We start from the raw sequence: 23914 nt of genomic DNA, 5'->3' as shown, positions 1-23914 counted from the left end.
TGACGATGCCGCTGATCAAGGCATCGGAGTGGCGCGGGAGGAGGTTAGGACTCCATCCCCGCGGTGATAAATTTGACCGTCACGTCGAGGTCGTTCGCACTATCTTGGGCGGCTGAACCTGGTGGCAGTAGTTCATTCAGACGATTGGTATCTGAAAAAGCGTAAAGGTATGCTCCAATCATCAGAGACATGTTGAAATACACCTGCCTTTCATCTTTTTCAGGAAGCAAATTGAGAAAGGCTTTGGCGTAGGCGCGCGTCGACTCGTCGTAGACCGAGCTGCGAAGTTCATACGCAATACGTTCCGGCTCCATATGGAGCCTAGAATGGAGACGCAAAAACGCACGCCCTTGATCCGTCTCGCGCAAGCGCAGCGAAGGAGCTAGAAACGCGCGAACCAAATTGCGAACGGTCAACTCCCCCTTCATTCCAAGGCGCTCGAGTTCAGTCAGCCTTTCGTGCGCAACCTGCATGCCCTTGCGAAGGAAAACCTCTCGAAAGAGGTTTTCCTTCGAGGAGAAGTAGTACCCGATCATTGCCGAATTGACCTCGGCTTGCTCCGCGACCTGACGAAGAGATGTTCCGGAATAGCCGAACTCAGCAAAGTGAAGCTCGCCCACGTCGAGAATTTTGTCGCGGAGGTTAGTTTGACCCTCCGGTCGGCCGGGGCGATTACGCTCCCTCTTAGCAGGGCGTTTTCTTTCGGATGTTTTCAGATTGCGCGGTTTATCCATGCCTTTTTTCATACTTTCCATCAATTTCTCACCATATCAAACTTCAGGCAATTGCCGCTTTGAGTTTGCCTAGAGAAATAACGTCGCCATATTTCTGAGAGATGTCAAAGAGAGTGGCTTCATGTGGCCCAAGGGCCCGATCGCCAACGCAATCCTTCAGCACAGTAACGCGCAGGCCATACGAAATCGCATCTACGACTGTGGCTCTCACACATCCTGATGTCGTGGCACCGGCTATTATCAGACTATTCACGCCATGGCTCATCAGCCAAGGGGCAAGCATGGTTCCAAAAAACGCTGACGGCACCGACTTCTTGACTACGAGTTCTCCTTCAATTGGCTTCAGGGTGTCCACAATCTGGCTGGCAAAAGCCTCATCCTTCAAGCTCAGTAAGCCCGGGATTTTGCGGCAGAAGGGATTGGCGTTGGCGTCGTTGTTCATGTAGACGATGCGACTATGCGCGACTTTCCAGCCGTGAGCGCGAGAATAGGCAAGGAGCTCCTTGGTGCACTCAATCGCGGGCGCGATGTTTCCGCCTCCAAACTGGTTGGGGTTAGCAAAGCTGTTGACAAAATCCACGATCATGAGGCCAATCACGCTCCCGAGCCCGATGGGTTGGCCAAAGCCCTGACGCGCATAGACGTCATGTTTATCCGTCATCGAGCACATCCTTTCAGAAATGGACCGATGGCGCTGAAGAAGCCTTCAAAATCATCCCAGGGTATCATGTGTCCCGCATCCTCTACACGTTGGTGTCGGATTGCGTTATTGAGGTGTGATATCTCCTCCAGGTCGGCCGGTGTCACTACGCCACCCCTGCCTGCGGAAACCAATAGTGTGTCCATGGTCAGTTTCGACAGATCTGCGTGGATGTCGGTTCCATGGAAGTCATGGTAACTCTGCACAACCGCGTCCTCGTTACAGGTGTGCAACCATTCCGCGCGCAATCTAAGCTCCGCCTCCGACCATGTCGGCGAAAACGGCCGCAGCTTTTCCCAGCTTTCTCCACGTCGCATCAAACGAATGGAGTCAACATACCAGGACAATGGCGCTGGATATGGCCGACGACCAGGGCCTGTCATAGGCGGATCAACAATGACAAGCTTTGAAGGCACTTTGGGTGCCGATCCCGCCGTACGGATCGCAATGCGGGCACCCATGGAATGCCCGAGCAGAGTATAGTCGCTTAATCCTATCTGTTCGACGAAACATGACACATCGGCGGCCATGGCATCTAACCCGTAGTCTAGATCTGGACCCGACGATGACAAGCCGCGCCCCCGGGCGTCGATAACATACACGTCGAAATCCCGAGCAAGTCGAAGCGCGACGAACTCCCACGTAATCGCAGGGCTTGTTATGCCTGGCAGCAGAACGAGGGGGGATCCTTGACCACCATAGCGCAGATAATGCTGCCGAATTCCATTCGCATGGACATTGGCACCATAGACTAACTCGCTTATGGGCATTTGGGGTAAGCACCTGACAGGAGCGCTCCAGCGCCCGGCACGATTGGATCCAGATCGAGTTGATTCAGTATCGCCCAAGTCGTTGCAATTGCGGCCGACAAGACGGGCTTTCCAAGCTGCGCTTCGACTTTGGGTATAACGGACAGGGAGGGCATCTGAACGCATGCCGAGAGCACCACGGCATCGGCTCGTTCGAGGTTAAGCCGGCCTGCAATTTCAGGCAGGTTCTCCGGATCATGACGCGCCACGTCCAGATTGTTCGGAATCTCCAACGCAATATGATCGACAACGTCGATCCCTTCTGCCCGGATGTAGTCCACAACAAGTTGGGTGAGCGGCTTCATGTATGGAGCGACAAGGGCGATCCGCTTGAGGTCCATTCGATGGAGCGCATTGATGAGCGCACCGGCGCTCGACACGACGGGGGTCGGCGCATTGTTTTGCGCTGAAGTGCGCTGAAGCCTCTCCTGCGAGCTACGATGATATGAAGGTCCCATCGCCATTATTGCGACCAGGCAAGCATAGCCCATAACGTCAACCGCAGCATCCGAAAGCTCTTGGGCGCACCGGTCAGAGTCACGGTCCATCGCCGCCAGCTCCTCCTTGCCTACGGTTTTCATCCGCATCCGAGATGAGTGAAAGGTGAAACGCTCGGGACGGATCAACTGCCGGGCCGTAAGCATTGCCGGGATTTCCGTCTCCATGGTGACATTGGAACTTGGAACAATCTGGCCGATTCGATATAATGTCTTTGTCATCATTGATTTTTCTCTTGCTGGTCGGTGCCCACGAACGTTCACCCACGTCGGTCACTCGTTGAGTTGTCCGCAAGCACAAAACGGCAAATTAAGCCGTGTGGCGCATTTCCTTCACGACAACGTCGCCGTCGATGACGACGGGCTCATCATCAAGAAACAGGGAGCAATTGCGCATTGGTATATCCAGGTGGCACGCCGTGCCGTTCGGGCCTCCAAGCTCGTTGTTCGGCCCGGTTGAAAACATGACATTCCCGTAGAACGAGCGCAGTTCCATACCCATCCCTCCAGGGAAGTGGGTCAAGCCATGCCATTTTGCCCTGTGGTCGAGCCCCCATCCCACATGGCTCATCCCGTAACCGTTTGGATCATCGAAGGATTTCATGTAGGATTTTACGAGTTCGGCATCGAGACCGCCGCGAATGTCGATAATGGTCCCGTTTTCGATCGTATAGATGATGGGGTCTCGTACATAGCTGTTGAACGGCAGCAGAACGTCGCCGGGCGCGACAACAATCTGACCATCGACACCGTCATCGGCGCCACCGGTGAAGACGAAGGCCGCCGGCCAATGATCCCAACGACCCGGCGTGTCGGTGCAGCCATATTCGCTCATTGTCGGATACACTCCGAGTTTGTAGATCACGTCGGTACCATCGTTGCTGGTGATACGCATGGTCTTCGCTTTTGCGAGCAGTTCTGCTCCGATCTCGACCCGATCTCTGAGCTCTTTGGTCGGTAGCAACCGAGCGAGCAATGGCGCCGGCTCTACCGCTGTCAACACGCGCGCTCCGGCGGCTTGAATCGCCATTTGCTCGTCACTGAAAAGAAGGAAAATCAGATCGACCACCATATCGGCCTTTTTTAGGGCTTCTACAGCTTCAGGATTGGTGGCAAGCCCCGTCTGTCCGACATTCCAGGCGGCACTGGTCGGTACCGGCGGAGGCAAGCGCATATGGTACATCAAGGCACCCAGTCGCTGACCAGCAGCCATAAATGCATCAGCGTAGTCGAGACGTTCGTTTCCTTGGGAGAGGATCACGACTTTCTCACCTTCCTGCACTCCACTGTGTACAAGTTGATGAAGGCAAATCTCTATAAGAGAATTCATGTCCATTAGAGTTCCTCCTGCATTCTGCGCCAATGTCGCGTTCGTACTAACCTTGCAATTGCGGCGATGGATCAAAGGCGCCTGGATCGTATTCGTAAACCCAGTCCGCCTTGATGCCGGTGCTTCGAGGTTTGAAAATACTCCGCATCAGATAATTGGTGTCGCGCCTCAGCTGTTGTGTACGCGAGGGCAAATGATAGGTGCGCCCGCGCTCGCGAGCCTCAAGCTGAACCCGGGCAGTTCTCGGGCGACGTTCCGCCTCATATCGTGAGAGGGTGGCGGTAATGTCGCTTCGATTGCCGTCTGCTGCGGCAGCCAAGACAAGAGCGTCTTCTATGGCCATGGCTGCGCCCTGGGAAAGAAAGGGCAACATCGGATGCGCTGCATCACCAAGCAGCGTAACATGACCCTTGGACCATTGGGGCATCGGATCTCGGTCGAACAAACCCCACCGGAAGACCTGATCGACGCGGGAGAAAAGGTTTTGCAAATCGGGGTGCCAACCTTTGAACGCAGTTAAAAGCTCCTGTTTCGAAGCCTGCGTCGACCAGCTTTCTTCAATCCATTCGCGCGCCTCACATACGGCGACGATGTTGACGGCCGTTCCGCCTTTCACATAGTAGGTTACAACGTGGGCGTTCGGCCCCATCCAGAACGTTGACGTCGGAAGCACGTAGTCAACGATGCCGCCGGTCTCTACGAGCGCGCGGTAGCACATGTGGCCGGTAAACTTGGGAGCCTCTGCGCCGAATAGGGCGCTGCGCACGATCGAGCGCACACCATCAGCCCCGACAATCAAATCAGCTTCGAAGGTCGTTCCGTCGGAAAACGTCGCAACTGCGCCATTTACAGTGGATTCAACGGCCTCGCAATTCATTCCGAAGCGGCAGACTTCATCGGGGAGTTCGCTGGCAAAGAGTGCGTGCAGATCTGCTCGGTGAATGTGGACGAACGGCGCCTTGTAGAACTCTATAAATTCGTCACCGAGAGGAATTTGGAAATTCTGTCGTCCGCTACGCCAGTTTCTGCCTATTACCGCTTTTGGAAAGAAGCCAACGCGTTGCATCTTGTCAAAGAGACCAAGGGCCTTGATCGCTTTGACGGCATTTGGCGTCATCTGGATGCCAGCCCCCACCTCACCAAAAGTCGCTGCACGCTCGAACACCGCGACCTCAATGCCCTTCTGCCTGAGGCAATTGGCAAGCGTCACGCCGCCAATACCTCCTCCCACTATGCCTACCCTCATGACCCTCGCCCTTGGAGCTATTCGTCTTTCTAGTCAGCCGTTGTCATCGGCGCCCCAGCGGCTCTGGAGCGCAATCGCATTCTGCCTCTGCGTTGGACGGTACTTTTCCACCCCAGAACGTTGATCTGCGATGCTAGGGCTTTCATCTAGTTATTTTTAATTATACGATTGATTAATTAGTGTCAACCAGAGAACCAAGCAAAAAACTGTAAGCGCGCCAAGATGCCGAAGGTGGAGCTGCCCAGGCGGCGCAGCACTTGGCATCACTCGGCGACCGTCAAGTCGCGGTTATGATGGTGAAGCCTTTGTGGCCAGGCCCTGTTCGTCGGCGTAACGCCTCGATGGTGCAGCCAGGGACCTGGGCATGGCGGTCGAGCTTTGGGAAGCAGATCACTACACGATTGATGCGGTCCGAAGTCGCGCGGCTTATGAACTGACCCGCGGTGATCGGCCGACTGCTGTTTTCGCAGTCAATAACGTGATAGCCATCGCAGTGATGCAGCAGGCTATGGAGGTCGGCCTGCGAATCCCCCGCGGATCTTTCTGTCGTTGGCTTCAACGAACTCGATATCTCGTCCTATTTCCGACTGGCCATCACAACCGTTCGCACGCCGGCCGTGGCGATGGGGGCGAGGGCGGTAGAGGTCCTAGTCGATGCAATAGGTGGGAGACCGTTGATCTCAACGGCCGCATTGCCCGTCGAGTTCATCGTTCGCCATAGCACAGGCCCGGTTCCAGTGCCCAAGCTCACCATACCGCAATAGGCTCTCAAAGTGGCCATTCCATAATACCGGTCCAGAAGTCCTTGTTGGCATCGGGCCGGCACGGCTCGTCTTCGGCGCCTGTGAATGCCATTCGGTCGGATGAGAAATGCCGCGAAAGACATAAAGCGCGGTTCTATTTCGGAAAACTGACCAGGACGGGAATCTTGATTAGGTTCGTTTCGTCGAATGTCGCGGTCTCAACGTAAAAGGCATGTCCAACTGCGAGCGCAAATCCTGCTTTTCACCGTCAAGATAGTCGATGAGCGCCGCCACCGATACTTGCCCGAGTTTCTCTGGAAAGAGGTCTATGGCCGTGATGCCCGGTCGCATGTTTGCCAACATCGGACTGTCTAGCGCAGCCAGCAGACCGAGGTCTTCCGGTATGCGCAGGCCGAACTCCTCGGCCGCTCTCAGAACGCCGAGAACCCCTTCCTCGTCGGTCGTATAGATTGCGTCGGGTCTTGTCGGCTGCCTGAACAACTCACGGGCTGCCCTTGTTGCCGCTTCGTCGTCTGTTCGGGTCGCACTTCGGATGCCGACCTCTCGTCCATCGCGACTGAACAGGGTTTTGAATGCCTTGATCGTGTCGTCAACATAGGAAACGCCGGGATCGCTCGTCAGCAGTGCACAGTTGCGATATCCGGCGCGAGCCAAATGATCGAGGCCGGTTTCGACTACCTTGGCAATGTCGTTGTCGACGAAGCAGGCATGTGCTGGCAGCCGTCTGGAGTTTCCCCCGGAAAGCTGACCGACACATACGGCAGAACCACCGTGACGGACAAGATGGCTCAGAAGTGGCTCCGTCCCTAACGGGTCAACGATAATGCCAGCCGAAATATCCAAATCCTGCAGCAATGCAAGGTTCATGCTCCAAGGCACAACCACCACAAGCCAGCCTCTTTCGAATGCAGCCCTGGAAGCGCCGTCCAGCAATCTGGCGAAATAATTGGTGCTTGGGATGACGCCATTGTCTCCCGAAAAAGCGATCTGGATTCCCACAAATTTTGAGCGACCCGTGCGCAGGCTTCTGGCAAGGGCGTTTCCGCGATAGCCAAGCTTCCGAGCCGCGTTGAGGACGCTTTCGCGCGTTGCGGGACTGACGCGTCCTTTGCCGTTCAGCGCTTGTGATGCAGTGGTCAGTGATACGCCCGCCGCCTTCGCCACTGCTGCAATGCTGACTGCCATAAAACGTTCCCGCCAAGAGCATCCGTTTATGCAAGCGAACAATGACATGCAACAAAATTTATCACGCTTGATTGCCAAATCGATTTGACAACCGTGTCTTAAGATGCTTATCTGAAACCATCAGGGTTAATTCCTGATATTAGGCTGAAATCATCACATAGGAGCGGGATTTGGCTAGTAATGTAGTTGTAATAGATCCATCTAGCAAAGATTTACGGTGGGAAAGCTATGAAATGAGCTTCGACGAAACGCCAGACCACATTGGTCCGGGTAGTCTCAATGAAGTTTTTGCGAGCAAGGACGACAAGGTTCATTTCTATCTTTGGAAGCGCGACGCCGACATTGGGGCGCTCAATCCGAATGTGGAATCTCCCGATGGCCTCACAAAGTTCGACATAATTCTCGAAGGAGAGGTGGAAGTTATCGATTCCGATGGCGTCTCTCACAAAGCTACCGCCGGTCAGATTCTGAAATATCAGGGCGCAGACACCGGCCGTTGGATTCAGCCTGGCCGAATCCTCAAGATCGCGATTTCGGTTCGCGATTGAGTTGAAACGTCAGAAGGGAGGCGGAACAATGGTTGCCAAACGGATCCTGTGCGGAAAAGCGGCGGTTCAAATGCTGAATTTGCCTGCACTCTCGATATCGCTTCTTTTGAGCTTAGGTTCCGGGGCCTTGGCTCAGGATGCCTCCAAGGGGCTTCCTGAGTCTATCGTGACCGCCAAGACCGTCAGGGTCGGCTCGGATATAGAATCCAGTTACCGGCCTTTCGAATATTTCGGCAGTGACGGGGTGACGCCTGAAGGATTTGACATAGACCTAGCTAAGGAACTGGGTGTGCGGTTAGGTCTCAAGGTCGATATCCAGCACATTGGTTTCGACAGTCTGATCACGGCTCTTAAGGCCGATCGCTTTGACATCATGATTTCCGGCGCCAGCGATACGAAGGAGCGGCGAGAGGAGGTCACATTCATAGACTATGCCCTTCTCGTCGACGGAATGCTCCAACGGGAAACGAACAAACCGGTCAAGCGGTTCGCCAATCTTTGCGGGCTACGTGTGATCACAATGACCGGATCCATATTCAACGAGATAATCGACGACCAAAGCCGGATATGTGTCCAGAAAGGCAAATCGGAGATTACGAAAGTACTTCTTGAATCTGCGAGCGACGCAGTGCTGGCGGTGCGCAGCGAGAGAGCTGACATCTTCGTGGAGTCCTTGAGCTCGTTGCAGAACCTTCCTGCGGGGGTAGTGGCGTTCGCTACCGAGGACAGCAAGCCCGGTCTTGTCGGTATGGCAGTGCGCAAGGATCAATCTGCTTTTGCAGAGACCTTGCGCGAAACCGTGCAGGAAATGATTGACGACGGAACCTATGCGAAGCTAATCGGCAAGTGGGGGCTGGAAACGAGCGCTGTCGATCGCGTGACGATCAATGGCACAAAATAGATCTTTATCCAAAGATAGCACCGCGGACGCGAATACATCCACTGCGACGATAACAGAGATCCCCGTCGAGCCTATCGTTCGTCTAAGGCACCATGGATGGTGGGCCGTTAGTGCTGCCTGCGTATTTTTGTTCGTCAGCCTAGTTCAGGCACTTGCCTCGAACAAGTTCATCTCTTGGGTGGATGTCGGCAGGTACCTTTTTGAACCCGCAATAATGAACGCGGTTCTCAAAACCCTCGGCCTGACAGTCGCGGCGCTGACTATCGGCGTCTTATTAGGAACCGTGCTGGCAGTGTTCCGGCTGTCCCTGCATCCCGTACCCAGGAGTCTGGCGGGGCTATACATCTGGGTGTTTCGTGGCACGCCCGGTCTTGTGCAACTCGTGCTGTGGTTCAATATCGGGCTATTGTTTCCTAATCTATCTGTGTCGGTTCCCTTCACCGATGTTGTGCTATTTTCAACCCCAACAAACCAGATCATGAGTGCGCTTGTCTGCGCACTTCTGGGCCTGGGTCTTAACGAAGCCGCATACATGGCCGAAATCATTCGGGGAGGAATTATTGGCGTCGACCCGGGGCAGCATGAGGCGGCAAAGGCATTGGGAATGGGCCCTTGGCAGGTCTTCTACCAGATAGTGGGTCCGCAGGCAGCCAAACTGGTTATTCCGCCATTTGGGAATGAGTTAAATGCCATGCTCAAGGGGACGTCCCTCGTCTCGATCATTGGATATTCGGAGTTGCTCAGCACTGCCAGGCGTATCTATGCAATCAATTTCAAGACGATCGAACTGCTCTGCGTGATATCGATATGGTACCTTCTCCTAACGACGGTCTTCTCCTTGCTTCAAAGTTATGTGGAGAAGAGGTATGCTGCGGACCTGACGCGGGACGGGCAAGGGGCTGCCGACGGCGGGATCAAAACCTTGGGCAGGTTTCTTGTCAGATGATTACATCAATGCACCCAGCCGAGCACCCTGAAGCAATCGTTATCCGGGGCGCGTCCAAATCCTTCGGTGCACTGAAGGTGCTGAAAGACATCAGCTTGACCATTGCGTCGGGCGAAGTCGTTTGTCTCATGGGTCCGTCGGGCTCGGGGAAAACCACACTTCTGCGTTGCGTCAATCATCTCGAACGCCTGGACGGCGGAACGATAGAGGTGGCAGGCGAACTTGTCGGTTACGAGCGTCGCAATGGCAAGTTGTATGAATGTCCGGAAAGGGAGGTAGCGAGACAGCGCACACGAATCGGGATGGTGTTTCAGAGATTCAATCTTTTTCCTCATCTCACCGTCTTGCGAAACGTCACTTTGGCGCAAACCGTAGTCCTGCGCCGTAGCATGAAAGCCGCCGAGAAGAATGCACGGGACTTGCTTGATCGGGTCGGCTTGACGGAAAAGTTGCATGCATTTCCAGTTCACCTTTCCGGCGGGCAGCAACAGCGGGTAGCTATCGCACGGGCGCTGTCCATGAATCCGAAGCTCATGCTGTTCGACGAACCAACATCCGCCCTTGATCCAGAACTCGTCGGAGAAGTGCTCGACGTCATGAAGGAATTGGCCCGGACGGGAATGACGATGCTTGTTGTCACCCATGAGGTTGGCTTCGCTCGCGAGGTTGCTGATCGCGTCGTCTTCATGGCAGATGGCGGGATCGTCGAGCAAGGCCCCGCCCGAGATGTCATCGAGTGTCCTCGGACTGAGCGAGCTGCCGCCTTCTTTTCTAGTGTGCTCTGAATAGCTGAGAAGTAATCCCGCAATCGTCCTGTTAAGGCTCATCCCTTTTAAGGTCGATGCCAGGGGATTGGCGGATACCCATCAACCGTAACCGGATCTGCTCCTTTGCCGGCTCGCACTTGATAGGCGTATCGGAAGGAGCAGGATCTGGTATCTCCAACGGCTGTTGACCATCGATTTAGCGCGCCGTTTAGCACCCCGTCTTCAAGTTCGATGCGAACGCTTGATGAGGAAGCGCGACGTCGATGTGCCCGGGCGAAGCGAAAAAGGAACCGGCCTGGTAGCCTCCTCGGATGGGGAATTGCCTATTTTCTGCATCAAGGTCCGAACAGCTGTACGGCCAATTTCGTATGCGTTGGGATCTATAGCGGTCATTGAAGGCGTGGAATGAATAATTCTCGACGTCGGCATTGTCGCAATCAAACCAATATCATCGGGAATACCTATTCCCATCTTCTGCGCAGCCTTGATCACCCCATGGGCCGCCCCCTCATTCGTCGTAAAGATCGCGTCTGGTCGAGGAATCTGGCTGAGTAGGCGTTCCGCGGTCCGGGTCGCATGTGGCTCGTTAAGATTTGAGGCGCGGGCGACGATCGCCTCGCATCCGACAGCCACGCACCAGCTTTCGTAAGCGGCGATGATGTCGTTGATATAGGACTTGCGGCTGCTGAGTGTCAGCAGCGCAGGGCGGGTGTATCCTGCAGCTAACAGATGGTCCAAACCACAGAAGGTCAAATTCTTGATGTCATTGTCGACATATGACAACGACAGATTAGGAAGACTTTTGACGACGTCGTCTGGAGGGCGACCGGTCGTGACAACGACGCCACGTCGATCATTGAGGAATCTGAGCAACGACTCCGATCCCGTCGGATCCACCGCGATACCGCAGTCGATGCCCAATGCATCCATAATCCCCACGTCGATCATTGTAGGAATTACAGTGACAAGCCATCCCAGCTCCATCGCAGCTTGCGCCGCTCCGTTAAGCAGTTCAGTGAAATAAGCAGAATTTGGCAGCGTAACCTCGATCATGTCCGAGGCGATCTGTAATGCGATCAGACGCGACGATCCGGTACGCAAGCCAGCCGCACTTGCGTTAGCGTGGTACCCGAGGTCTCGCGCCGCCTTCTCGACACGCTGGCGCGTCTTCTCGCTGACCCGTCCCTTGCCATTCAACGCATGCGAAACGGTCGTCGTCGATACTCCGGCTATTTTCGCGACTGCTACGATATTTTTCATTGCGACCACGCTTATCAACCAACGAAACCTAAAACAATCATCGCGCTCCAATATGCCAAAATATTTTGGCATATTCTTGTTGAAATTGTCGAAATACCCAGGAATTTTGGGTGCCAAATCGTGTTGACAAATCGAAGCGTTCTAATCAGCTTGAGATTACAAAGGGGAGCGGCATGAGCACCACGGCAGCAATATCGGACACCACGCGACAAGCCGCCGTCAATGCGAGAAAGGTGGGACGTGCTTTCGGCTACATGGAGGCGGTGGCGGACGTGTCGTTCGAACTTTCTACCGGACGCCGCCTTGCCTTGCTCGGACCAAGCGGGTCGGGAAAATCAACGCTTCTATCGATCGTCGCGGGCCTGGAAAGAGAGACCTCCGGGGAGCTGTCCGTGCATGGAAAGGTGGATCCCAAAGGGCGGCTGTCGCAATGCGCCCTCATGCCCCAGAGAGATCTATTGCTGCCGTGGTTAAACGCGCTCGATAACGCCTGTATCTCGTTGGTAAATCGCGGACTTAGCTGGGAGGCTGCACGCCAACGCGCCCGCCCGCTTTTTAAGCGCGTAGGGCTGGTTGACTTTGAGCGGTCCGGGCCCACTGAGCTTTCTGGAGGGATGCGCCAACGTGTCGCCTTTGTCCGCACTCTCTTGGCCCAAAAGTCGGTGCTGCTCCTGGATGAGCCTTTCGGCGCACTCGACTCGATCGTGCGTGGCCAAATGCAGGAGTGGCTGCGTAGCGTGCTGGATGAAACGCCAAGCACGCTCATTCTGGTGACACACGACGTCGAGGAGGCACTTTTCCTGTGTGACAGGGTGATCGTGCTTTCGTCCCGCCCGGCACGGGTAGCGCTTGACGTCGAGGTGACCGTACCGCGTCTGGCCACCCGTCGCCAAACCATTACGACAAGAGAATTCGTCGAACTGCGCGAGCGCGCGCTCGAAGCCTTGGAGATTGCCTGATGCAGCCCGCTTATGTGCCTGTGGCAGGCCGACCGAACTCGCTGACCGAGACGCTGAAGCAATACGGTGGGCCGGCTGCGATCCTGCTGGGAATCGGCGTCATCTGGCAAGTCGCGCTTGTCCAGTTCTCAGTGCCAAAGTTCCTCATGCCAACCCCGGCGGACATCGCCGAGTCCCTGACGGGAGATGTCGTCAATCTCGCCTTTCACGCCGGCGTCACGCTTCGAGAAATCCTACTCGGATTTGCACTTGCGCTGGTGGCAGGTCTGCTTACCGCGCTTTCCCTGCATATGTCGGCGACGCTGCGGAATTCGATCTTCCCCATCCTCGTGGCTTCGCAAGCGATTCCCATCATAGTCATGGCTCCCATCTTGGTCGTGGTCTTTGGTTTTGGGATATGGCCCAAGCTGGTGATGGTCGCTCTGATCTGCTTCTTTCCGATTGTGGTTACCACCACAGATGGACTTCAATCCGCAGATCCCGTCATCAAGCGCATGATGGCAACCCTTCACGCGGATCGTTGGGCGATATTGCGGCGTGTGGAGATCCCAGGCGCGCTGCCGATGATGTTTTCGGGGGTGCGGATAGCCGCCACTTACGCCGCCATTGGAGCGATCGTCGGGGAGTGGTCAGGCTCCTCGGCTGGGCTCGGCTTTTACATGCAGCAAAATGCGGCAGCTCTCGCTACGCCCCGTATCTTCGCTGCAGTCATTATCCTCTGCGCGATGTCATTCTGCCTGATCGGCGTCGTTGCCGCTGTCGAGCGGCTGGTGGCTCCGTGGTCTCCCCGGTTCGTCAGCGGTCAGGCGCGATAGGACCCGCCGTTGCGGCATATCTTCGTGCCGCCCAACAACAATAAAACAAGGGAACAAGAAATGATCTTCAAATCAATCATAGGCGCTATTGTTGCAATGTCGGCAGCAATTGGATCGGCCCGATCAGAGGACAGGGCACTGTCGATTATGCTCGACTGGACCCCAGGCCCCATGCATGGTTCGATTTACTGGGCCGAGAAGCAGAAAATGTACGAGAGACAGGGGTTGAAGGTCGAAATTCTCTCGCCTTCTGATACGACTGTGCCGCTCAAACTCGTTGCGGCTGGAAAGATCGATCTCGCGATCTCCTATTCCACCGAGACCATCCTGGCAGCACAACAGGGCGTACCCGTGGTGATGATAGGTTCGGTCATTCCGCGGCCGCTTGTTGCGATGATGGCTCCCGCGTCTTCGGGCATCAAGTCAATGAGCGATCTCAAAGGACGCAAGGTCGGGTATTCAGGAATTCCAACCTATCTGGCGCTGATCGAGACGATGATCGAAAATTCAGGGCTCAAGAAGGGAGACGTCGAGATTATAAATGTCGGCTTCAATCTCGTTCCGGCGCTTCTGTCCGGCTCGGTCGATGCCATTGGCGACGGTTTCATCAATGGGCAGGCCATCCAGATCGAACAGCAAACCGGTGCAAAGCCTTTCATGATGCCGGTCGATTCGCTAGGCGTCCCGAGCTACGACGAGAACGTCATCGTTGCCGACCCCAACCGTCTCGACAATGACCAAGATTATCGCGAGCGCGTCAAAGCCTTTTTGAAAGCCTATTATGCCGGGGTGAAGGATTCAAATGACCACCCTGCAGAAGTTACCACTTTGATGGAAACGGTAACCAGCCGCGATAAAGACTATCTCCGTGCCAGTGTTCCACTGTCGCTAAAGTTGATGATACCTGACTCGGGCGAATTAGGCTGCCTCAGCTTGCCTCGTTATGAAGAATTTGCAGGATGGATGGTCAAGCGCGCGCTCATCACCGAAAAACCCGATCTGTCGAAGATCATAGACAACAGATACCTTCCGACTTCCTGCAATTGACGTATCGAAGAGGTTGAGCGGAGCGTCTCGACGCTTCGTCGACTGTTTGCGTTACATACCCGCACGTTGTCGGCGAAATATCCATTTCATATTTGTTCAGGAGCAATCGATGCGCCCTTCAAAGAGGCCACTCGAATCGTCATGGCTTTCGTATGTTACTCTCGGAAGCAACAAGCCCGCTACCACCGCAGCTTACCTGGCAGCTTTCGGGCACGAGTCCTTCGCAATACCGGACCTGCCGGCCGAAGCTGGAAAAAGGCTTTACGGAGCCGGCGCTTCCGCCCGGCAGATCGCAATGAAGCCGAACAACCTCCGCGGTGAAATTCGCATTGTCGAGACCGACTTGGCCCCGACGCCTCTGGCGCCGTTTCAGCTTGGAATCCACGGGGTCGATTTCTACACGTCAAATCTCGCTCATTCACGAGATGTGGTCAGCGCTGCCGGCGGTCGTGCATCCATCAATGTACCCTATGCCGCGCGTAACGTGACAATTCTGGAATCGCGGGTGCTCTCAACCGATCAAGACTATGCGATCTTCATATCTGAGGTGCAGAATAGGCCTTTCCCCAGTGCGCTCGACAGTCAACCGGAACGTCAATTCTCCGACATTGTCACCATCGTAGCTTTTGTCGACGAGAATGACATTGCGGAGGAAACGGAATTCTGGACGCAAAGGGCGGGACTAGAACTTTTCCGCAAGGATCTCGAATTCGAAGACGAAGCCATGCAGTCGTTGATGGACTTGCCTCATAAAGCCCGGATGGGTGCGGTCCAATTCTGCGATCGTGAAAAGCGGCGGCGGCTAGAGCTTTTGTTTTACAGGAATATCGAGGGCGTGCGGACCGAGGAAACAAACCTGCGTCCCGGCTTCCATTCCATTGGATTTCCCGTCCCGCAGCTTGAAGCTGCCATAGATGCATTTGACGCCCTGGCATTCACAAAACCCGTCGAGGTCGATTTTGGGAGAGGCCAAACCAGAGCGGCGTCCGCCATCTCGCCGGGAGGCATCCGCTTTGAGCTTTTCGAGGCTCGCGACTAACCCGATCCGCTCAGGCATCCGCCGGCCGACCGATAGAACGCATGGAGTGACCAAGAAGTGATTTCAGGACCTTTCGAGTTCATCATAGGCGCAGCCGATCTTGAGAAGATGGCTGCATTCATCCAGGTGTTCGGATTTGACACAGTTTCGCCGATCAGGATCGACCGACAGGCGGCATTGGCACTCTATGGATGCGCAGAAGCCGAGAGCCAGCTACTGTTAAGTTCCCGGCGGACCGAGACAGTGGTTCGGCTGGTGCAGACGCATCACGCTGCGCGTCCAATGCAACCGTTTGAAGCAGGCGGACATGGAATCGATTTTTATACCACCGATATCCAGCGAGCAATTGCGCTGGCGGCGGATGCAGGCGGCAGCCGGCCGTCACCTGTCAGTTGGACCATCGATACTGGGCGCCATCTGACCGAAGCGCGCGTCGTCTCGCCCGATGCTGCCGTTTCGATTTTCTGTGTCAGCTATTCAGCCGGTGGCATCCCAACTGTTCTCGATCGCGATCCAGACCGACTGTTCTCTGAGGTCTCGCTGACTTCCTGGATCATTCCGGCCAATCTGATCGACGCTGAATTCCGATTTTGGAATGAGGAATTTGGCTACCATAATATCCGGCGAACCACGCTTTCAGAGGAGGCAATGGTCGACCTTATGCAACTCCCGCGTCCTGCGGCCATGGGGTGTTCCATGTTTGCCGACGACAGAAGGCGTTGTCCGGTCGACCTCCTTTGGTACCCTGGCCTGGACCTCGAACTTCGTGAGGACTGGCCTTTGCGCCCCGGCCTCTACGCGCTTGGCTTCAAAACTGCGGATACGCAATCTTTCGGTGCCGAAGATAGGCTGCGCTCGCCGGTTGACGTCGTGCGGTGGCAGAACGATGTAGGCGCGGAAGTGGCGGTAAAGGCAGGACGATCACCTGGCGGCATCAGGTTCCACCTTAATTCGTAGTGAGGGTCGGTACGCAGCGCGCACGCTCGATGCCGCTTACCCCGCCTTCGCCGACCGCGTGCGGAGACCTCCGGGTTGTGGGGCGCTGACGGCAAGCTCTATTTCGGCTTGGCCGGTGGCAATGCATTTCTCAACCTGGGCGTCGGCATCTGAAGTTTTCGCAGCAGTCCGCCTGCAATTGCACGCAACTACACGTACCAAGATGGCCGAGAAATCATCATGGATCGCAGCTTGATCGAGGGCAACAATCCCATGTTAGAAGACGACGTGTCGGCTAGGCAGTCCATGGGCGTAGATGTGATCATCGAGATCTGCGCCGAAAATGCTCTTGCATGTGTGCCGCCCCTTTCGGACTACAAGAATCCGTCCGCTGGCTGGTCGGAGGCTGAATATCGCTGCTTTATCACGCCGAGCAGCGAGGTCACGGTCGGTTACTGGACAGGCGAGCCGGGAGAAGTGTCGTTCGACATGTGGCCCTATACGGAAGTCTGCGCCATCCTGTCCGGGCGCGTGAGTTTGCGTGACGCGTTCGGAAAGAGCATTGAATTTACCGCCGGCAAAGGGTTTGTAGTGCCTCGAGGCTGGCAGGGTTCATGGCTGACACTCGAACCTTCCACCAAGATATTCCTTGCGATTAGTTGACGACCAAAAGCAGCACAGGCGAGAGTACATCAAACGGATCGCCGCTGAAGCGGCGATCGAGCGACGACATCGCTGCCGCTTACAATTCCACGTGTTTGTGTCAGCCGGCGTTTCGGACGCCTGGTAGCACGCAGAGCATCTCGTATAGAAGGTTTGCACCGATGAGCGCGGTGTTGCCCGAGAGATCGAACGGTGGCGAGACCTCTACAAGGTCGCCTCCGACGATGTTAAGGCCAGCGCAGCCGCGTATCAGTTCCAGTGCCTGCCATGTCGTCAGACCGCCAATTTCGACTGTTCCAGTGCCCGGCGCGAATGCCGGGTCCAGACTGTCAATGTCGTAAGAAATGTAACACGGAGTATCGCCGATCCTGTATCGGACATCCGAGATCAGCGGCTTGAGCGACCTGCCCCAGCACTCCTCTGCCTGAACGACGGTCCACCCCTGTTTACGCGACCAATTGAAATCGTCCGGTGAATAGCCGGTCCCACGGAGCCCGATCTGGAAGACTTTGTCGTTGTTGAGTAACCCATCATCGGAGGCGCGGCGAAAGGGCGTGCCGTGCGCAATCTTCTCGCCGAACATCTCGTCGTTGATGTCCGCATGCGCGTCGATGTGGATGAGTGCCACCGGCCCGTGCTTCTTTTTCATCGCCCGCAGGATCGGATAGGTTAGCGTATGGTCGCCGCCGAGCGTCAGTGGTCTGCAACCATGTGCCAGGATATCGTCGTACGCGCGCTCGATTAAGCCGATGGTCTTCTTCAGGTCGAACGTGTTGATCGCCACATCGCCGATGTCGGCCACCTGCAGGCTGTCGAAGGGCGCGGCGCCCGTCGCCATATTGTACGGTCGTAGCATGCAGGATTCGGCGCGAATCTGTCTTGGGCCATGTCGCGTTCCCGAGCGGTTGGACGACCCGATGTCCATCGGGATGCCAACGAAGCATGCGTCGAGGCCTTCCGCGGTGGGCTGTGCCGGAAGACGCATCATCGTCGTCGGCCCGCCGAAGCGTGGCATTTCATTGCCGCCGAGAGGCTGGTTCAAAGTTCGTGTCATGGTGAATCCTTGGCTTGTCATGGGAAGGCATCAAGTACGCATTCGGCTTGGTAGAGCTTTCAGACATCGTACCGGTCGGCTCGAGTTGATGCGGGCTGGTTTGTGGACGATCTCACCGCTACCAAAGGGAGCGGCGGTGCGTCTCGCACTATGGATGATGCAAGGTCTTGACCTCGAGAAAGTCCTCCAACCCGAATATGCCACCTTCACGGCCATTCCCGGACTGCCGATAACCGCCGAATGGACTTCCATAGCGATGTGGACCGCCATTGATATGCACCATTCCGGCCCTTAACCGTGCTGCCACCCGTTCGGCCCGTGCCGGATCACCCGTCTGTACATACGCGGCGAGCCCGTAGGCGGTGTCGTTTGCTAGCTCGATCGCCTCGTCCTCGGTGTCGAAAGGGATCATCGATAGAACTGGCCCGAAGATCTCTTCTCGCGCGACGCGCATCTTCGGATCGACGTCGACGAAGATTGTCGGCTTGACGAAATAACCCTTATCAAAGCCATCTGGCTTCCCGGGTCCACCTATCAGGACGCGCGCTCCCTCGGCGACGCCGGCTTCGAGCAATGCCTGAACGCGTTCTTGCTGGATGCCGCTGACCAGCGGACCAATATGGGAGCCTTCCTTTTTCGGATCGCCGACCGAAATGACGGCGCCCGCCTCTTCTGCGATGGCAAGCACTTTGTCGTAGACCGAGCGCTGGACAAGCATGCGTGTGGGCGCGTCGCAGGATTGGCCCGAATTGTTGAAGCAATCGAATACGCTGGCAGTAACTCGCTCCTCCAGAGCTGCATCCTCGAACACTAGGTTCGCAGATTTTCCACCAAGTTCCAGGGTCACGCGTTTAATGGTCTCTGCTGCGTCTTTGCTCACGGAGATGCCAGCACGTGTAGAGCCAGTGAAGGACATCATATCAACGTCCTTGTGGCGTGACATAGCGGCGCCAACCGTTGGCCCATCGCCGTTGACGAGATTGAAAACGCCAGCCGGAAAGCCTGCCTCAGCGATGATTTCGGCGTAGAGAAGAGCGCTAAGCGGCGTGAATTCGCTCGGCTTCAGAATGCAAGTGCAGCCGGTGGCGAGCGCCGGCACGACTTTTAACACGATTTGATTGATAGGCCAGTTCCATGGCGTGATCAGACCGACGATGCCAATGGGTTCTCGCAACACGGTGTCGCCATTAGGCAATTTCTCGCGGCTTTTGAGGCACTTCAATGCATCGATGAAGCCCTGCACGTGGCCGACACCGACATCGGCCTGCTGTTCGCGACTCATTGTGATCGGCGCGCCCAGCTCGAGAGTGATAGTTTGGGCCATTTCCTCGTAGCGGCGCTTGTAGATGGCGAGCAAATTCTCAAGCAGCGCGAGCCGCTCTTCAAGTGTAGAGCATGAAAACGTAGAAAATGCCCTTTTTGATGCCATGACCGCAGCGTCGACATCTGCCTGCGAACCCATGGAGATCACCGCGATAGACTCCTCGGTTGCCGGGTCTATAACATCAAGGTCGTTCACGAAAATTGGGTCGACCCATTTGCCATCGATGTAGAATTTACGTCTATCAAGCACGAACATATCCTGTATTGCTTACTTGGTGATGTTGGGGCGAGGAGCGATGTGATCAGCCGCGTCAAACGTTGCGACCCTCGCGTGCTCCTGTTTCTCGATGACGCTGATGTCTCAAGAAAATATCGACATTCGTTCTGATTTGATGTCACAAAAGGGGTTCAGCTTGCGAAACATTGCGGATTGAGTTGCCAGGCACCGCCTACATTGTTGGCGAAGTGTCTTTTTCAGTGGATGCTGGTTGATACAGTTCGGCCCAGCGATGGCAGGCCACGTCGTGGCCTGCGGAAATGCGCTCTGTCGTGGGGCGCTCGACCGCGCATAGCGGGAGTGCGTGTGGGCATCGAGTCCTGAACCGGCAACCTGAAGGTGGATTGGATGGGCTCGGCATCTCGTCGGGTAACAGCGATTTGTGCGCGCTCTTGCCACTCAGATCACCCACGGAAATCGCGTCCAGAAGTCCTTTCGTATAAGGGTGTACCGGCCGGGCCAATATTGTGTCAGCTGCGCCTATTTCTACCAACTGCCCCAGATACATGACGGCAATCCGATCTGCGATATAGCCGAGGAGGTCCAGATCGTGGGTGATGATGAGGTAGGCTGTACCCCAGTCGCGCTTCAATCTCTTCATCAGATTGAGGATGCTGGCCGCCGCCGAGACATCCAGCCCTGCCGACGGCTCATCGGCGATGATCAGGTCGGGTCTGGTGGAGAGTGCCCGCGCGAAACCAACACGCCGCGCCTGTCCGCCAGACAATTCGTGCGGATATTTGTCCTCGTGCTCTTGCCCCAGTTCCACCATTGCCAACAATTCGGCGGCTGAGAAACGGTCAGCTTTCGGAATCCGGTTGATGTTGGAAGGCTCACGCAACAACGAGCCGATGCGCATACGTGGCGAAAGGCTGGAATGAGCGTCTTGGAACACGAATTGAACACGGCTGCGCAGGCGATGCCTCTCGCTGCGGCTTGCGCCTACGACGTCCATTTCGTCGAAGATTATCGATCCGGCGGAAACAGGTTGCAATCCAGCCAACGACTTAGCGAGCGTGGTCTTCCCCGCTCCAGATTCTCCGACAATCCCTACAGTCTCGCCCCGCCCTATCTCCAGGCTGACCCGATCGACGATCTTTATCCTGCGCGCGCTGGGAAGAATGGAACGAAGGCCGTGACCAAAGTGGGAATAGCTCGTATCGATGGATTGGGCCGCAACAAGCGGTTCCTTGTAACGCCTTTCGTCGCTTATTATGTCGCTGTTTTTCATTATCCCGGCAGTAAGGCTCGGGTGCTCTAGCGCCAACGCCGGGTCATAACGATGACAACTCACGGCGCCGGTCTCGGTCGAAATTCCAACCGGCATGACGTTGCGACAATGCGGGATCGCTGGAGGGCAGCGATCATAGAAATTGCACCCGCCGGTTCGCAGCGCAGGGTCGAGGACACGACCAGGTATGGAGACCAGTTCGCTGTGTCGGCGGCTCAGGGTTGGCGCGGAAGCCAGAAGTGCCTGAGTGTAGGGGTGCAGCGGATTGCGGAATGTCTCGGTGATTGTGCCCTGTTCTACAACCCTTCCAGCATACAAAACAGCGACCTGGTCCGCGATTTGGGAAACGGCACGCAGATCGTGTGAAATAAAGATCATACTGGTGCCGTTCTCCTCGGCAAGTCGGCGCAGGAGATGGAGGATTTGCGCCTGCAGCGTAACATCCAGGGCCGAGGTAGGTTCGTCGGCCACAATCAATTTCGGCTTGAGCAACAGTACGATAGCGATGAGAATGCGCTGCCGCATGCCTCCCGAGAATTGGTGGGGATAGCGGCCCAAAGCTTGGGCCGGGTCGGGAATGCCGACCTTGTTCATCACGTCGACCGCGCGTGTTCGGAAGTCCGTCTCGTTCCCAACGGTACCATGCGCCATGAGTGCGCGGCGCATCTGGCCCCCGATTGTGAAGGTGGGGTTGAGGCTGGTGAGCGGATCCTGGAAGATCATGGCGATCTCCGCACCGCGCGCCTTGCGCATATCGGGTTCGCTAAGTTCAAGCAGACTCCTGCCGGCGAGGAGAACTCGGCCGCGCGTTGCCTTGGCGTTGGCCGGCAGGACGCCCAGGAGCGCTGAAGCGAGCGTCGACTTCCCGCTTCCCGATTCGCCAACGATCCCCAGGACCTCCCCTTGCCGCAACGAGAGGTTGATATCCTTCAGTATGAATAACGGTTGTCCGGCCACTTGAAATGTGACGTCGAGACTATCGATCAGCAAGAGGGGCTCGTTTGCCATGGTTTGGGTCATCGATGCATATAACGTGGGTCGAGGAGCTCACGCAGCCGCTCGCCGACCAGCGTGAAGCCGAGCGTGGCGAGAACGATGGCGAGCCCGGAGAAGGCGACACCCCATGGCCATTCCGAGAGCCTGCCGAACCCGTCATTGAGGATCGAGCCCCAAGACGCAGCCGGCGGCTTTACACCAAGGCCTAGAAAAGAAAGGCCTGCTTCGGCCGTGATGATCGACGGGATATCCATTGCGATCATGGTGATGAGCGAGGTCATCATGTTTGGCACGATGTGCACCAAGATCGTCCTCAGGTCGCTGGCTCCGAGCGCGGTTTCCGCTTTCACGAACTCGCTTTGCTTGATCTGCATCACCAGCGCTCGGGAGACGCGGGCGTAGTAGGGAACGAAGGAGATGGTCAGCAACAAGATAAGGTTCACCATCGAGGGACCAAGCAGTGCGATGACGGTGAGCGCCAGCGCCACGCCAGGAAATGCCTGTAAAGTATCCATGACGATGATCGCGATGCGGTCCACAGGGCCTCCATAGTAGCCCGCAACGATGCCGAGTAGACCTCCTAAGGACAGTGCCAGCGCCGCCGTTGGTAAACTCACGATAAGGGCGAGCCGACCACCATAGATGATGCGTGACAGCAGATCTCTACCGAGTTGGTCTGTTCCGAGAAGATGTTGGACGGAGGGACCTTGTAGCCGGCTCGCGATATTCTGCGCGCTTGGATCGTACGGGCTGAGAAGTGGCGCTGCCAGGGAAAGCGCTATCAGTATGCCTACCAGGATAAGTCCGACTGCCCCGCCCGGAGTGGAAACTATCCGCCGGATCAGAGATCGACGTGGGCGGCCACGAATCGTCAATATGTCTTGTGGGTCGGCAAGTTCGCCCTCCCTCATCACCGACGCAATAATGATCTTTGTCATGAGCTGGAGCCTTCCCGAATTCGTGGGTCGAGAAAGCGATAGGTTATGTCGGCCAGCAGATTGGCTGTTATGAACAAGAGGGCGATCGTGAAGACCGCACCACGCACCACAGGGAAATTCCGCACTTCGATGGCCGAGACGATGGTCGTTCCAAGCCCCGGACGAGAGAAAATCAGTTCGATGAAGATAGCCCCGCCCAGGAGGCTGCCTAACCCTACCCCGAGGACGGCGACGAGCGGAATAATGGCGTTGCGGAGTGCGTACTGGAAAGTGATCACTCTCGGCGAAAGGCCGAATGCCTTCGCAACCCGGATATAGGGCATGTCGAGCGCCTCAAGCAGGTTGGCACGGAGAAGACGCGCAATATAGGCCATCCAGAAAACCGCCAGCGATGCGGTGGGCAGCACGAGCGAGCGGCAATAGTTGATCGGGTCGTCGAATGTCCCGGCGCCCTGCGCGGGAAACCACTTCAGCTGCACCGCGAAAATCAGAAGCAGGAATAAGCCGATCACGTAGGCTGGGGTGGACAAGAAGATCACCAGCGCAACCCCGGCGCATCGATCAAAGAGAGAGTTCGGAAATCGCGCGCAAAAGGCGCCCGCGAGTATACCGCTCATCAATGCCACGAGGAGTGCCGAGACAGCCAGGATAACGGTATGTGGCAAGGCGGCGCCAATGATTTTGGCCACTGGTATCTGATTGACGAAGTCGCGACCGAAATCCAATCTCACAGCACGTGAGGCAAAGTTCCAGATCTGCAAGTAAACTGGATCGTCCAATCCCATTTGCAGGCGGACCGATGCGATCTGATCCGGTGCGGCACGAGGCCCCAGAAGTAGCTTCGCAGGATCTCCTGGCAGAATTGTCGCAATTGATGCGAGGAGGGACATGACGATCGTGGCGACGAGAGCCGCCACGAAGACTCGGCCAATCACATATCTGAGCATGG

Annotated in this window: 23 protein-coding genes and 1 pseudogene; 11 read left to right on the top strand and 13 right to left on the bottom strand. The window is 56.1% G+C overall.

Annotated features, from left to right (window positions below; all coding sequences use genetic code 11):
• Window positions 1-44 precede the first annotated feature (44 nt).
• The 6 genes from AC07UC_RS31765 to AC07UC_RS31740 form a co-directional block, all read right to left on the bottom strand.
• Window positions 45-755, bottom strand: a complete 711-nt coding sequence (locus tag AC07UC_RS31765) for a TetR/AcrR family transcriptional regulator (RefSeq protein ID WP_494908628.1) — start codon at window positions 753-755, stop codon at window positions 45-47.
• Window positions 756-777: 22 nt separating this feature from the next.
• On the bottom strand, window positions 778-1395 hold the full coding sequence (locus AC07UC_RS31760) for an isochorismatase family protein (protein ID WP_494908627.1): 618 nt from the start codon (window positions 1393-1395) through the stop codon (window positions 778-780).
• Entirely contained in the window at window positions 1392-2204 is an 813-nt protein-coding gene (locus AC07UC_RS31755) for an alpha/beta fold hydrolase (RefSeq protein ID WP_494908626.1), read from the bottom strand. The genes AC07UC_RS31760 and AC07UC_RS31755 overlap by 4 nt, the downstream gene beginning before the upstream one ends.
• Complete coding sequence (locus AC07UC_RS31750) at window positions 2195-2962, bottom strand: maleate cis-trans isomerase family protein (RefSeq protein WP_494909018.1); 768 nt, start codon at window positions 2960-2962, stop codon at window positions 2195-2197. The genes AC07UC_RS31755 and AC07UC_RS31750 overlap by 10 nt, the downstream gene beginning before the upstream one ends.
• An 88-nt stretch (window positions 2963-3050) precedes the next feature.
• A complete protein-coding gene (locus AC07UC_RS31745; protein ID WP_494908625.1) occupies window positions 3051-4076 on the bottom strand; it encodes a 2,5-dihydroxypyridine 5,6-dioxygenase NicX family protein in 1026 nt (341 codons plus the stop codon).
• Between the two features lie 40 nt (window positions 4077-4116).
• Entirely contained in the window at window positions 4117-5316 is a 1200-nt protein-coding gene (locus AC07UC_RS31740) for an FAD-dependent monooxygenase (protein WP_494908624.1), read from the bottom strand.
• A 542-nt stretch (window positions 5317-5858) separates the two neighbouring features.
• Here AC07UC_RS31740 and AC07UC_RS31735 point away from each other — a divergent pair.
• Window positions 5859-6080, top strand: a pseudogene (locus AC07UC_RS31735) (substrate-binding domain-containing protein); the annotation flags it as partial.
• Between the two features lie 168 nt (window positions 6081-6248).
• Here AC07UC_RS31735 and AC07UC_RS31730 read toward each other — a convergent pair.
• Complete coding sequence (locus AC07UC_RS31730; RefSeq protein WP_494908623.1) at window positions 6249-7265, bottom strand: LacI family DNA-binding transcriptional regulator; 1017 nt, start codon at window positions 7263-7265, stop codon at window positions 6249-6251.
• A 233-nt stretch (window positions 7266-7498) separates the two neighbouring features.
• On the opposite strand from AC07UC_RS31730, the gene AC07UC_RS31725 reads away from it, so the two are divergent.
• The 4 genes from AC07UC_RS31725 (at window position 7499) to AC07UC_RS31710 (ending at window position 10445) form a co-directional block, all read left to right on the top strand.
• Window positions 7499-7813 (top strand): hypothetical protein, encoded by a 315-nt coding sequence (locus tag AC07UC_RS31725; protein ID WP_494908622.1) that lies wholly within the window; start codon window positions 7499-7501, stop codon window positions 7811-7813.
• A gap of 28 nt (window positions 7814-7841) precedes the next feature.
• Window positions 7842-8714: an ABC transporter substrate-binding protein gene (locus AC07UC_RS31720; protein WP_494908621.1), complete on the top strand. Its 873-nt coding sequence runs from the start codon at window positions 7842-7844 to the stop codon at window positions 8712-8714.
• A gap of 214 nt (window positions 8715-8928) precedes the next feature.
• Window positions 8929-9660 (top strand): amino acid ABC transporter permease, encoded by a 732-nt coding sequence (locus tag AC07UC_RS31715; protein ID WP_494908620.1) that lies wholly within the window; start codon window positions 8929-8931, stop codon window positions 9658-9660.
• 8 nt (window positions 9661-9668) lie between these two features.
• On the top strand, window positions 9669-10445 hold the full coding sequence (locus AC07UC_RS31710; RefSeq protein WP_494908619.1) for an amino acid ABC transporter ATP-binding protein: 777 nt from the start codon (window positions 9669-9671) through the stop codon (window positions 10443-10445).
• Window positions 10446-10649: 204 nt separating this feature from the next.
• Here AC07UC_RS31710 and AC07UC_RS31705 read toward each other — a convergent pair whose 3' ends face one another.
• Window positions 10650-11687, bottom strand: a complete 1038-nt coding sequence (locus tag AC07UC_RS31705) for a LacI family DNA-binding transcriptional regulator (protein ID WP_494908618.1) — start codon at window positions 11685-11687, stop codon at window positions 10650-10652.
• Between the two features lie 173 nt (window positions 11688-11860).
• Here AC07UC_RS31705 and AC07UC_RS31700 point away from each other — a divergent pair, with 173 nt between their 5' ends.
• The 6 genes from AC07UC_RS31700 to AC07UC_RS31675 all read left to right on the top strand — a co-directional run bounded on the left by AC07UC_RS31700 (window position 11861) and on the right by AC07UC_RS31675 (window position 17146).
• Complete coding sequence (locus tag AC07UC_RS31700) at window positions 11861-12646, top strand: ABC transporter ATP-binding protein (protein ID WP_494908617.1); 786 nt, start codon at window positions 11861-11863, stop codon at window positions 12644-12646.
• On the top strand, window positions 12646-13461 hold the full coding sequence (locus tag AC07UC_RS31695) for an ABC transporter permease (RefSeq protein WP_494908616.1): 816 nt from the start codon (window positions 12646-12648) through the stop codon (window positions 13459-13461). The genes AC07UC_RS31700 and AC07UC_RS31695 overlap by 1 nt, the downstream gene beginning before the upstream one ends.
• Window positions 13462-13470: 9 nt before the next feature.
• Window positions 13471-14508, top strand: coding sequence for an ABC transporter substrate-binding protein (locus tag AC07UC_RS31690; RefSeq protein ID WP_494908615.1), 1038 nt, complete (start codon window positions 13471-13473; stop codon window positions 14506-14508).
• Window positions 14509-14617: 109 nt separating this feature from the next.
• Entirely contained in the window at window positions 14618-15547 is a 930-nt protein-coding gene (locus tag AC07UC_RS31685) for a hypothetical protein (protein ID WP_494908614.1), read from the top strand.
• 57 nt (window positions 15548-15604) lie between these two features.
• Window positions 15605-16504, top strand: coding sequence for a hypothetical protein (locus AC07UC_RS31680; RefSeq protein WP_494908613.1), 900 nt, complete (start codon window positions 15605-15607; stop codon window positions 16502-16504).
• 219 nt (window positions 16505-16723) lie between these two features.
• On the top strand, window positions 16724-17146 hold the full coding sequence (locus tag AC07UC_RS31675) for a cupin domain-containing protein (RefSeq protein WP_494908612.1): 423 nt from the start codon (window positions 16724-16726) through the stop codon (window positions 17144-17146).
• Between the two features lie 100 nt (window positions 17147-17246).
• Here AC07UC_RS31675 and speB read toward each other — a convergent pair whose 3' ends face one another.
• The 5 genes from speB to AC07UC_RS31650 all read right to left on the bottom strand — a co-directional run bounded on the left by speB (window position 17247) and on the right by AC07UC_RS31650 (window position 23912).
• Window positions 17247-18200 (bottom strand): agmatinase, encoded by a 954-nt coding sequence (speB, locus tag AC07UC_RS31670; RefSeq protein WP_494908611.1) that lies wholly within the window; start codon window positions 18198-18200, stop codon window positions 17247-17249.
• Window positions 18201-18348: 148 nt separating this feature from the next.
• On the bottom strand, window positions 18349-19773 hold the full coding sequence (locus tag AC07UC_RS31665; protein WP_494908610.1) for an aldehyde dehydrogenase family protein: 1425 nt from the start codon (window positions 19771-19773) through the stop codon (window positions 18349-18351).
• Between the two features lie 199 nt (window positions 19774-19972).
• Complete coding sequence (locus tag AC07UC_RS31660; RefSeq protein ID WP_494908608.1) at window positions 19973-22021, bottom strand: dipeptide ABC transporter ATP-binding protein; 2049 nt, start codon at window positions 22019-22021, stop codon at window positions 19973-19975.
• 26 nt (window positions 22022-22047) lie between these two features.
• On the bottom strand, window positions 22048-22965 hold the full coding sequence (locus tag AC07UC_RS31655; RefSeq protein ID WP_494908607.1) for an ABC transporter permease: 918 nt from the start codon (window positions 22963-22965) through the stop codon (window positions 22048-22050).
• Complete coding sequence (locus AC07UC_RS31650) at window positions 22962-23912, bottom strand: ABC transporter permease (RefSeq protein WP_494908606.1); 951 nt, start codon at window positions 23910-23912, stop codon at window positions 22962-22964. The genes AC07UC_RS31655 and AC07UC_RS31650 overlap by 4 nt, the downstream gene beginning before the upstream one ends.
• Between the last annotated feature and the right edge of the window lie 2 nt (window positions 23913-23914).

Source organism: Mesorhizobium sp. GW821-FHT04C10, assembly GCF_059420305.1.
Note: the sequence above shows the minus strand (reverse complement) of the source record. Positions and strands in the feature narration are given on the sequence as shown.